The 12,616-nt window shown below is 26.5% G+C and carries 10 protein-coding genes; all 10 read left to right on the plus strand.

Going from position 1 to position 12,616, the window contains the following annotated elements; genetic code table 11:
• Positions 1-3 precede the first annotated feature (3 nt).
• The 10 genes from ACZJV1_RS06325 to ACZJV1_RS06370 all read left to right on the plus strand — a co-directional run bounded on the left by ACZJV1_RS06325 (position 4) and on the right by ACZJV1_RS06370 (position 12,590).
• Entirely contained in the window at positions 4-561 is a 558-nt protein-coding gene (locus tag ACZJV1_RS06325; protein ID WP_463651792.1) for a TlpA family protein disulfide reductase, read from the plus strand.
• Positions 562-681: 120 nt separating this feature from the next.
• Positions 682-1,833 carry an AlbA family DNA-binding domain-containing protein gene (locus ACZJV1_RS06330; RefSeq protein WP_463651793.1) on the plus strand — a complete coding sequence of 384 codons (1,152 nt, stop codon included), beginning with the start codon at positions 682-684 and terminating at the stop codon, positions 1,831-1,833.
• A 92-nt stretch (positions 1,834-1,925) separates the two neighbouring features.
• The gene (locus ACZJV1_RS06335) at positions 1,926-2,504 is read left to right on the plus strand and encodes a hypothetical protein (protein ID WP_463651794.1); all 579 of its coding nucleotides are present in this window, start codon (positions 1,926-1,928) and stop codon (positions 2,502-2,504) included.
• Positions 2,505-2,801: 297 nt separating this feature from the next.
• Positions 2,802-4,340 carry an ATP-binding protein gene (locus ACZJV1_RS06340; protein WP_460287947.1) on the plus strand — a complete coding sequence of 513 codons (1,539 nt, stop codon included), beginning with the start codon at positions 2,802-2,804 and terminating at the stop codon, positions 4,338-4,340.
• Between the two features lie 2 nt (positions 4,341-4,342).
• Positions 4,343-5,041 carry a response regulator gene (locus ACZJV1_RS06345; RefSeq protein WP_460287946.1) on the plus strand — a complete coding sequence of 233 codons (699 nt, stop codon included), beginning with the start codon at positions 4,343-4,345 and terminating at the stop codon, positions 5,039-5,041.
• Between the two features lie 116 nt (positions 5,042-5,157).
• Positions 5,158-6,582 carry a flavocytochrome c gene (locus tag ACZJV1_RS06350; RefSeq protein ID WP_460287944.1) on the plus strand — a complete coding sequence of 475 codons (1,425 nt, stop codon included), beginning with the start codon at positions 5,158-5,160 and terminating at the stop codon, positions 6,580-6,582.
• A 27-nt stretch (positions 6,583-6,609) separates the two neighbouring features.
• A complete protein-coding gene (locus ACZJV1_RS06355) occupies positions 6,610-6,954 on the plus strand; it encodes an FMN-binding protein (RefSeq protein WP_460287942.1) in 345 nt (114 codons plus the stop codon).
• Positions 6,955-7,156: 202 nt separating this feature from the next.
• Positions 7,157-7,840, plus strand: coding sequence for a helix-turn-helix domain-containing protein (locus ACZJV1_RS06360; RefSeq protein WP_460287940.1), 684 nt, complete (start codon positions 7,157-7,159; stop codon positions 7,838-7,840).
• Positions 7,841-7,949: 109 nt separating this feature from the next.
• The gene (locus ACZJV1_RS06365) at positions 7,950-9,728 is read left to right on the plus strand and encodes a M3 family oligoendopeptidase (RefSeq protein ID WP_463651795.1); all 1,779 of its coding nucleotides are present in this window, start codon (positions 7,950-7,952) and stop codon (positions 9,726-9,728) included.
• 243 nt (positions 9,729-9,971) lie between these two features.
• Complete coding sequence (locus ACZJV1_RS06370) at positions 9,972-12,590, plus strand: 3'-5' exonuclease (protein ID WP_463651796.1); 2,619 nt, start codon at positions 9,972-9,974, stop codon at positions 12,588-12,590.
• Positions 12,591-12,616: the final 26 nt, after the last annotated feature.

Here is a 12,616-nt window from a genome sequence, read left to right on the forward strand (position 1 = left end):
GTTTTGAATAATAAGAAAAGGTTAATAACCATAGTTATATCATTAGTTCTTTTATTGGTTATAGTTAAGCTTGGGTATAATTATTTATCAGAAGATGTTATGCTAGTTGAAACTATAGATAAAAAAGGAACTGAAGAAACTAAGAAAGCACCTGACATTGAAGTTTATAATGAAGCTGGAGAAACTATAAAATTATCAGACTACAAAGGAAAGAAACCAGTAATAATTAATATTTGGGCTAGTTGGTGTGGACCATGTAAATCAGAAATGCCATATTTTGAAAAAGCTATGAAAAAATATAGTGATGATGTTGAAATACTTATGATTAATCTAACTGATGGCCAAAGAGAAACTAAGGAAAAAGCTCTTAAGTATATAAAAGAGAATAATTTTGATATGAATATTTTATTTGATGAAAAATTAAGTGCTGCAAATGCATATAGAGTTAGAGGGATTCCGAGAACAATACTTATTGATATAGATGGAAATATAGTAGTTGATAAAGAAGGGGCAGTAACTGAAACAGAATTAAATAATTATATTAAAAAGCTTATAAAATAGTGACAAATAATAAATATATGTAAAAGTGTAAGATCAGGCAAAATTTTATGTGTCTGATCTTATATTTTTATAGTAATATAACATTATATAGTAGTTATTTTTAGATAGGAGGATGGTTTAGTGGATAGCAAAAAGTTAATGTCCTTAATAAAAAAGGAAGAAGGAGTAAAGCTAGATTTTAAATTAAAACTATCCTTACAATATGAAAGTAGCAAAAAGGAACTTGCAAAAGATGTTTGTGCAATTGCCAATTCTAGAGGTGGAAGAGGATATATAATAGTTGGCATTGAAGATAAAAGTAAGAAGGTTATTGGACTAAATGATATTGATATAATTAATGAAGAAAAGGTGCAACAAATAATTACATCAAGATGTGAACCACCAATTCCAGTGTCAGTAGACACAGTTGAAATATATGATAAAAAAATTTGTATAATAACTATATATTCAGGAGATCAAAAACCATATCAGATTAGGGAAAATGGAGCTTTTTATATAAGAAGAGGTTCTACAACTGATACTATGAGAAAACAGGAGTTAATTGAAGCTTTTGAAGAAAATTTAGATTTTTTTATGGAAACATCTATTATAATGAAAAGTAATATATCACTTTTAGATGAAAATTTACTTAAAAAATATTTTGAAAATAAGGGAATAGAGCTTAATGAAGAAAATAAAGAATTTCTTTTAGAAAATTCTAGAATAGCATATAGGGAAAAAGAAAGTGAAAAAATGAATTGTACTTTAGGTGGATTATTAATTTTTTCAAATCATAATAGCTTATGGCTACCTCAAAATATGATAAAGATAATAAATAAAGTAAATAAAAATGAAAATGAGGTTATAATAATTCAAGGAAGTATTCTGCAAATGGTAGATAAGTCAGAAACAATAATTTCTAATATATTGCCTAAGAATTATCCTAAATCAGCAATAGTGGAAGGGATAAAAAATGCAGTTTTGTATAGAGATTATTCATCAACTAATAGAATTATAGAGATTAATATTGGATTTAAGACTATATCTATAATTAGTCCAGGAGCTTTAATAGAAAAAAATAGTTCAGATAAAGTATCAACTCATAGTAAAAGAAATATGTGGATTTATGAAAAGCTAATAACATTGGATAACAATAAAAGATTTTTAAATAATGGTGGGGGATTTTCTAGGATTAAAAAAGCCTTTTATGGAGTTGGAAAAGTAAAGCTAATAAACTCTATTGAAGATGACTACTTTAAAGTAGTATTACCCGGAACTAGTATGTATAGTTAAAAAATATTACTTCTTGAAATGTTAAAATAAATTATGTTATAATAATAATTATTAAATAATAATTTTATAATTATTAATAAGGAGAGTTTAATATGAATAATAGAGTAGAATTGATATATGAAAATAATGAATACAGTGTGAGTGTTAATGGATCAGTTGTAAATAAAGATAAGGATTTAGAAAATGCTTTTTCACAATTTAAAAGTATTATAAGCAATAATAAAAGTGCAGAAGCAAAAGCATGGGATGATATAGTAGAAAAATTCCAAGGATTAAATAATGAAAGCTTAGATATTAACTATGAATTTAGAACAATGAGTTTTGGAGATATGAAATATTTCTATAATATGGGAAAAGTATTTTATATGGCAAATGGAACTATGATTCCGCTTATTGGAGGATATGAATTATTTAAGTTTACTATGAGAGTTGTTTCCGGTGGAGATGTACAAAAAGCTAATGCTTTTATAGAATTTTGCAGAGATGTAATGATGTCAAAAGTTAACTATAGAGTTACAGAGTCTAGTATAATAGTTTCAAGCGCAAGTTTTAATTATGGATCAGCAGAGTATAACTTTAATAGTGGAAAGATAAATAAAGGGGCTTCAATACAAAATGGAAGCTTTGAAGAATTTAAATCATATGTATTAAATATAATAAAAAATATATAAAAAGGATGAGAAAAATTTCTCATCCTTTTTATATCTAGGAAAGTATGAAAGATTAAAGTTTTGAAAATGTGAATAGATAATGTTTTTAGAAATTTAATTTGAAAAAATAGATTTGTTTTATACTTTCCTTACATTCAGTTTGGAAGTGGACATATGTAAGTTTACGTTGACTTTGAGCGGAGTGACGGAATAAGTAAACTTATATATGTTAATTTTTTTATTTGTTGTAAGCTATATATTAATGTATAATTATTGTGTAAAAATATTAAATAAAGTAAAACATAGAGGACTATATAAATGAATCTAGAAAAAAAGATTACAAAATTAACAATTGCTATATTTATAGCTGTTATATTTATTATAAGCATTTTTTCATTAGCTATAATAAATAAGAAAGTTTCTGAAACAATAGGAAAAAGTCTTACAGATACAGCTTTTGTTATAGCAGCGAATCCGATGATTCAAAAAGAGTTAGCAGATAAAGAAGACCCTACCAATCTTAAAGTACAAAACTTTGCTGAAAGAGTAAGATTAAAGACAGGCTTATTATTTATAACAATTATGGATAACGAAGGCGTACGATATTCTCATCCAATTCCGGATAATATAGGTAGAAAATTTTTAGGTGGAGATGAAAAATTAGCCTTAGAAAATGGTGAAACTTATATATCTGAAGGAGAAGGTCATTTAGGGAAATCTATTAGATCTTTTGTGCCAATTTACAAAGATGGGGTGCAAGTTGGAGTAGTATCTGTAGGGATTTTAAAGAGAGATTTAAAAGAAGAGGTTAGAGAATATGTTGTTGATTTAATACCAGTATTTATAGGTGTATTAATAGTAATAATATTTCTTGCAAGAAAGTTAGCACACAATATAAAAGAAGATATTTACGGATTAGAACCTGAAGAGATAGCTATTCAGCTTAGAGAAAAAGAATCTATTATAAATAATATAGAAGAAGGATTAATAGCATTAAATAGTTCAGGACATATAACAACAATAAACAATAAAGCATTGGAAATTTTAAAGATAAATTCAGATGAGGAAATAGATAATAAAATAATAAACTTATTATATGAAGTAATGTATAGAAGAAGTAGAATATTTAATAAGGAAATACGATTGGATAATAATATTATAGTTATGGGAAATTTCTATAGTATTATAGGAGAGTATGGTAAAGTTGTAGGAGCAATTGCTAGTCTTCAGGACTTTACAAAAGTGCATAATATGGCTGAAGAATTAACAGGTGTAAAGGAATTAACTTGGAACTTAAGAGCTCAAAATCATGAATTTATGAACAAATTACATACTATAGCAGGATTAATACAATTAGAGGAAAATGATAAAGCGTTAGAATATATATTTCAAACTACAGAGACAAGAGGAATAATTACAGATAGTTTAAGTAAAATAAAAGAACTATCATTACAAGGATTACTATTTTCAAAATATAATAAAGCTGATGAAATGAAAATAAAGTTCGAAATTGATGAAAACTCATATTTAAAAACTATTCCTAGCAATATTAGAATACAGGATATATTAACCATTATAGGAAATCTTATAGAGAATTCTATAGAAGAAGTAAAAGGAAAAGAGGGTGGATATGTGTATGTGGGAATTTTCCAAGAAGAAAAAATAAAAATAATAGTTAAAAATAATGGAAATAAGATTGAAGATGAAATAAAAGAAAAAATATTTAAAAGAGGATTTAGTACAAAGGGAGAGTTCAGAGGGCTTGGCTTATATAACATAAAAAATATTATAGATTCATTAAATGGACGTTTAAAGTTAACTTCAGATAAAATAACTAAATGGGAGGTTGAAATATAGTAATGACTAAGATAAAAGTTTTTATTATTGAAGATGATCCAATGGTAAAAGAAATAAATACAAGATTTTTAGAGAAACTAGAAGGGTTTGAAGTAGTTGGAGAAGCAAGTAATATAAAAGAAGCTAAAGAGAAAATTGCTAAAAGTAAGGTTGATTTGATTTTACTAGATGTATTTCTACCAGATGGAAAAGGATTAGATTTGTTAAAATGGATTAGATTAAATGAAATTAATATGGATACAATACTAATTACAGCAGATAAATGCAAGGCTTCAGTAAACGAAGCCTTTAAATATGGAGCTGTAGACTATTTAATAAAACCATTTAAGTTTGAAAGATTTAAAGAAGCATTATCTAATTATAAAGATAGATTTTTTGAAATGAAAAATATAGATAATATAAATCAAGAATATATTGATCAGTACATATTAAAAATAAATAAAGATTATATTGAAGAGGAGGCAGAAGAAAGAGAATTATGTAAAGGATTAAGTTTAAAGACATATAACAAAATAATAGAATATATGAATGTTAAAAATAAAACTAAATTGACAGCAGAAGAAGTCGCGAAGGGAAGTGGACTTGCTAGGGTAACAGCAAGAAGATACTTAGAAAAAATGGTTGGAGAAGGAAAAGTAGATATAATTCAAGAATATGGTAAGATAGGAAGGCCTACAAACTTTTACATAATCAAAAAATAAGACCAAAAAGACCAAAATAAACAATAAGACCACAATATTGATTGATTATAAATTAACAAATATACTAAAGTTGTAAATATTTAAAGAATAATTAAGGATTAAGGGGAGAAATGTTAATGAAGAAGAAGACTTTAGCATTAATAATGTCAGCTTTAATATTAGTTCCAACAACTTTAGTTGGTTGTGGTGGAAAAAAAGAAACTGCTGACGTAGTAGTTATAGGAGCTGGTGGAGCAGGTTTATCTGCGGCAGTACAAGCTAAACAAGAGGGAGTAGAGAATGTTGTTGTTTTAGAAAAAATGCCTATAGTAGGAGGAAATACTAATAGAGCTACTGGTGGATTAAATGCAGCAGAAACTGAACAACAAAAATCAAAAGGCATAGAGGATTCTATTGAAACTATGTACAACGATACAATGAAGGGTGGATATGAAAAGAACAACCCTGAATTAGTTAAGAAATTATCTAATGAAGCTAAAGACTCAGTTAAATGGTTAACAGATTTAGGTGCAGACTTATCAGATGTTGGTAGAATGGCAGGAGCTACAAATTATAGAACACACAGACCAACAGGTGGAGCGGCAGTAGGAGCTCACTTAGTTGATACGTTAAAAGCATCTGCTGAAAAAGAAAAAGTTGATTTAAGATTATGGAATGAAGCTAAAGAAATAGTTGTAGATAAAGATGGTAATGTTTCAGGAGTTAAAGTAACAAATAAAGAAGGTAAAGAATATACAATAAATACAAAAGCTGTTGTTATAGCAGCTGGTGGTTTCTCAGCTAATCAAGAAATGGTAGTTAGCTATAAAGAAGATTTAAAAGGTTTTGCAACAACTAACCATACTGGAGCTACTGGGGACGGTATAGTTCTTGGAGAAAAACTTGGAGCAGACTTAGTAGATATGACAGAAATTCAAACACATCCAACAGTTGTCCCAGAAAAGGCTGTAATGGTTACAGAAGCAGTAAGAGGAAATGGTGCAATACTTATTAATAAAGATGGTAAGAGATTTACAAATGAATTATTTACAAGAGACGTTGTTTCTAAGGCTATATTAGAACAAAAAGATGGAGTAGCTTATCTTTTCTTTGATGAAGGATTAAGAAAGAGCTTAAAAGCAACAGAAGAATACTTTAATATGGGATTAGTTACAGAAGCAGATTCAGTAGCAGAATTAGCAGAAAAACTATCAATAGATAAAGATACAATGGTTCAAACAGTTAATAAATATAATGAATTTGCAGCAGCTAAAACTGATTCGGAATTCAAGAGAGAAGATCTTCCAAGACAATTAAATCAAGGTAAGGTATATGCAATACCTGTAACACCTGCTGTTCACCACACAATGGGTGGATTAAAAATAAATACAAATGCTGAAGTTGTAAATAAAGATGGAAATGTTATTAAAGGTTTATTTGCAGCAGGAGAAGTAACTGGTGGAGTACACGGTGGAAACAGATTAGGTGGAAATGCATTAGCAGATATAGTTACATTTGGTAGAACTGCTGGAAAGAATGCAGCTGCATATATAAAAAAATAGATAAATAACATTGTAGGAGGAAGAAGAATGAAGAAGTTAACTGCGATATTAGGAGCAATAGCATTGTCAGCAACAGTACTTGTTGGCTGTGGTGGCGGAAAATATAAAGATGGAACATATACAGGTGAAGGACAAGGAGCTTCTGGAGCAATAAAAGTAGAAGTTAAAGTTGCAAAAGGAAAGATATCAGAAATAAACTTAACAGAGCAACATGAAACTAAGACTTTAGTAGATGGTGTTAAAGACAACTTAGTTCCAGAAATAATAAAGAAACAAAGTACTGAAGGCGTTGAAGCTATATCAGGTGCAACTAATTCATCAAAAGGTGTATTAGAAGCTGTAAATAAAGCTTTAGAAGCAGCAGCTAAATAAAAAAAGCCCTTAGATTTTTATATATAGTAGGTGGATTTCATAAAATAGAATCTGCCTACTTTTTTATTTAAATTGTTTTAATTTATATCTTGCATATTTAAGGAAGAGATATTGAATTAATAATAAAATTTGTTGCTAGAATTTGTATATTTGAAATATAATATGTATATACTTTTTATTAAATATGATTAGGAGATAATTTATGAAGGATGGGTATGAAAGTTTTGAATCCGATTTTAATATTTTTAGTAACAAAATATCACTTTTAATGGAGTCAAGAAACAAAGAAGAAATAATAAATATAGTTAATGAAAAACATAAATCTGAAGTTATAGATGATGTTGATAAAGAGCATAAAAGAGATGATTTAATAATTTGGAATGCAGTATATACTAGAGAGATTATAAAAAATGGAATATCTAAAAAATATCTTCATCCAATTTATAATAAATTTTATAGGCAAATTAAAGAGGCTAATAGCATAAGTAGTTTACAAATTATTGAGACAAAAATGATAAATGAATATGTGGATTTACTAATAAATGATACGGAAATTACTGATAGCTTTACAGTTAATAAGCTTTTACAAGCTCTTCATTTAAATATTGAAAATCATACATCACTAGAATCAATATGTAATAATTTAAATATATCAGTAGGCTATGCATCAACTTGTTTTAAAAAATATAAGGGAATATCTATTATGAAGTATTTGAGAGAAATAAAGATTGAAAGATCAAAGACGTTACTGTTAAGTACAGAAAAAAGTATATTAGAAATAAGCATATTGTTAGGATTTCATGATCAAAGTCATTTTACTAATACCTTTAAAAAGATAGTAGGAATATCGCCATCAGAATTTAGAAATAAAAATTATTCAATATAAGTGGTAAATAATTGAATAAAAATAATTTTAATAATATAATTAGACTATGTTAGAGGAAAAATGTCTAACAGAGCATATAATTAAAAATAAGTATAAAAGGAGAGTAATTATGTCATTAGAATGGAGCTTAAAAGAGCTATATCCATCATTCACTTCAGATGAGTTTAGGTTAGACTTAAAAAGAGTGGATGAAGGAATAGAAGAACTTAAAACATTTGCTAAAAATACTGATCAAAAGTCAGATGATTTAATAAAATTAGAAGAGTTAATAAATAAGTTAGAAAGTATAAATTTACTTTTAAATAAAATAGGTGCTTATGCAAATTTAACTTTAAGCACTGACTCAAAAAATCCAGAAGGAAGAAAATATTTAGATGTTATAAATTCTAAATATAGTCTTTTAGCAGAACCATTAACTAAAATTTACAAATGGGTAGCAAATATAGATAATATAGATAGTTTAATTAATTCATCTAATTTATTAAAAGAGCATAAATTCTTTATAAAAGAAATAATAGAAAAAAATAAATACATGCTAAGTGAAAAAGAAGAAGCTATAATTGCTAAAATGAGAAATACAGGTTCAGATGCTTGGTTAAATTATAAGGATTTATTAATATCAACACATAAAGTTGATATTAATATTGATAATGAAGATAAATCATTACCATTAACAGTTGTATTAAACATGGCATATAGTCCAGATGCAGACTTAAGAAAAAAAGCTTATGAAGCAGAAATTAAGTCTTATGAAAAAATAGAAGATGGAGTAGCAGCAGCTTTAAATGGAATTAAAGGAGAAGTTTTAACTACTTCAGAGCTTAAAGGATATAAGTCACCTCTTCATATGACTTTAGAAGAGTCAAGAATGGATGAGGATATTTTAAATGCTATGCTTACGGCTATAAAAGAAAGTTTACCATCCTTTAGAAAATATTTAAAAAGAAAGGCTGAAATTTTAGGGCATAAGAATGGATTACCATTTTATGACTTATACGCACCAGTTATAAATAAAGAAATGAAATTTTCTTACGAGCAAGGGAAGGCTTTTGTTGAAAAGAATTTTAGAAGCTTTAGTGATAATTTAGCAGACTTTGTTATAAAAGCATTTAATAATAATTGGATAGATGTAATGCCTAAAGAAGGTAAAGTAGGTGGAGCATTCTGCGAAAGTATAAAAGATATAAATGAAAGTAGAATACTATTAAACTATGGTAATAGCTTTAGTGATGTTGTAACTATGGCACATGAGCTTGGACATGGATTTCATAGTCATTGCTTAAGAAATGAAACTGTATTAAATTCAGAATATCAAATGACTTTGGCAGAAACAGCATCTAATTTCTGTGAAATAATAGTTAAAAGAGGTGCAATAAAAGATGCAACTAAAGAAGAAGCTTTTGCTATTTTAGAAGCGGAAATATCAGATTGCAATCAAGTAATAGTTGATATATATTCAAGATTCTTATTTGAAAGTGAAATTTTTGAAAAAAGAAAAGAAAGTTCTCTTTCAGTAGAAGAAATTAATGATGTTATGATAAAAGCTCAAGAGGAAGCTTATGGAGATGGACTTGATAGTAACTTCTTGCATAAATATATGTGGACTTGGAAGCCACATTACTATTATGCTACAGCTAACTTCTATAACTTCCCATACGCATTTGGAAACTTATTTGCAAAAGGTTTATATGCTGAATATTTAAAAAGAGGTGAAATCTTCTGCAAGGAGTATGAAGAGTTATTAGCTGTCACAGGAAAAGAAAAAGTTTGTGATGTAACAAAAATAATGAATATAGATGTTCATAATGTTAACTTCTGGAGAAACTCTTTAAAACTTATAGAAGAAGATATAGAAAGATTTATTTTTTTAAGTTATGAAATAAATTAATAAAGAAAGGGTGTCAGCTTTTGCGACACCCTTTAAATTTATGTTAATTTAAGCTTATTCGAGTTAGTTCACTTATGTTTACTATTTTTATAGAATATTATATATTCTATAATAACATAACAGTATTTTTAAACAAAATAACATAAATTATATATATATTACTAAGTTACTATAATATTTTTATATTAATTTAGTTATATATGATAAAATTAACTTGAAATATTAAAGCTAGGAGGAGTAAATGTGAATTTAAATCAAGAACAAGCTTTAGTTGTAAATGAATTAGAAAAAAACATTTTATTACTTGCCTCTGCAGGTACCGGTAAAACTAATACTTTATCAAGTAGAATTTCCAATATTATAAATAGCAAAAAAGCAAAGGCATCAGAAATATTATGTATAACTTTTACTAATAAAGCATGTGCAGAAATGAGAGAACGTTTAGAAAAAGTCGTTAAAGAAGAAGCTAAAGATATTACTATAAGAACTTTTCATAGTTTTTGTTATGATTTAATTAAAAGTGATGCAAAAAAAAGAACGGATATATTTACTGACTTCATAGTTTTTGATGAAGAAGATTGTAGAGAAATAATAAAAGAATGTAATTATTATAACTATTCTGTTTTTAAATTACAGCAATTTATAGAGCTGATAAAAATAGAAAGAGCAAAGCTTAATTTATATAGTAATAATATTCTAGATGATTATAGTGAAACTATAAAAAATATATTCAAATATAAGGAAAGCAAAATAAATTCTATTTGTAGTGAAAAAGGTACTTTGAATAATGAAATGAAGTATTTTCTATTAGAAAAAGGCCATTTTTTAGTTAATTTATATAATTCATTGCTTTATAATAATCATGGATTAGATTTTACAGATTTAACTTCAAAGGCAAAGGAAATTTTAAGGGACGATAAACTTGTTTTAAATTTAAGAGAAAAATATAGATATATAAATATAGATGAAGTTCAAGACACAAGTACATTAGAATATTTTATAATTGAGAAGATATTTAAAGGAAATAACATCTTGCTTTGTGGAGATATGTTTCAAACTATTTATGGTTGGAGAGGTTCAGAACCATATAAAATATTAGAATACTTTAAGGAATCTTATAATCCAATTGAAATAGTGTTTTCTAAAAATTATAGATCAACAAAGAATATAACTAATGGTTCTTTAAGCTTTTTAAAGAATGCTTTTGAATCACAATATAAATCTATATATAGAAATGAAATATATTCAGAAGCAGAAGATAATGGAGAAAAAATACAATTAAAGATGTGTAATACTTTAAGAGAAGAAGCTAGATTTATATTTGAGGAAGTAAAATCTTTAAAAGAAAAAGACGAAGATATATCGAAGCTTTGTATCTTAAGTAGAGATAACAATTATAATATAAAATTAAGTAGAGAGCTAGGAAATATAATTGGCTATGAAGGAGCAGATTTTGAATTTATATTAGTAGATCAATTTAAGTTTTTTAGAAGGCAAGAAATAAAAGATATAATAGCTTTTTTAAAGCTTATTGCAAATAAATATGACAATGTTAGCTTAAAGAGAATAGTAAAAAGGCTTCCAACAGGTATTGGTGATAAAACCTTTCAAATTATTGAATCAAAAGAATATAGAGAGGTTGGAATTACTCTATCAGATTTTATAGATATAAATGCAAGAGTTTATGGTGAAAAGTATTCATTATTAATAAATGAATTTGCAAAAGATAATATAATAGTTTTTGATGTTGAAAGCACAGGAACAGATGTAACAGAAGATGAAATAATTCAAATAGCAGCTATAAAAATCAATAAGTATGGAGAAGTTATTGATAGCTTTGAAAGGTTTTTAAAAAATAAAAAATCTGTAGCTTCATCATTTAATGTACATGGGTTTAGTGATGAATTTTTAAATGAAAAAGGTGAAGATAAGCAAAAGGTATTAAAAGAATTTTTGGAGTTTTCAAAAGATACTGTAGTAGTAGGACACAATGTTCAATATGATATAAATATTTTAACAAGTGAACTTTATAGAAATAATTTAGAAGAACATAAATTCAAAACTTTTTATGACACATTAGATATATACAGAAGATTTCATCCAAATTTAATTAATTATAAATTAGAAACATTAAGCAATATATTTGAAACTAGAAATAAACCAAGTCATGATGCTATGGACGATATATTGGCTACTAGTGATTTACTAGTTAGAGCCATAAATAATGATTTAATTCCGACGTCTATTAAAAGAATAAATTATATGTCTAAGCATTTAAAGGCATTTTCATATATTAGTGATAAGCTTAATGAATTATTTAAAGAAGTTGAATTTAAAAGACCGCAAGATATAATAGTAGAGATTATAAATAAGTTTAATATAAAAACATTATATTCAGGAAGAGGTCTTGAAGCAGTTAAAGAAGGAAGAGAAAAGATAGAAAGACTTAGAGATTTTTATGTATTAGTAAGAGAATTGGATGATAATAAAAAAAGTAATAGAGATTCTTTATTAGATATAATTAAATTAACAGGTCTTTCTAATGGAGAGCTTGAAAATTTAATTATAAATAGAACTAATAAGAAGAGAATTCCAATTATAACTGTTCACCAATCTAAAGGGTTGGAATTTGATAGTGTGTTTATTGTTGGACTTCAAGAAAATACTTTTCCAGCCTATATGTCAATTAAATCAAATAATTTAGAAGAAGAAAAAAGAACCTTTTATGTAGCATTAACTAGAGCGAGAAAACATTTATATTTAGTAGCACATTTAAATGAAGATTACAATAGAAAAAATGAAACAAGTAGATTTCTTGAATATATAGATAGAGAGTATATAGAAACAGATAATAATTATTAAAAGATATTTATAGTTATTCGTATAGA

This window comes from Clostridium sp. LS3, assembly GCF_055330225.1.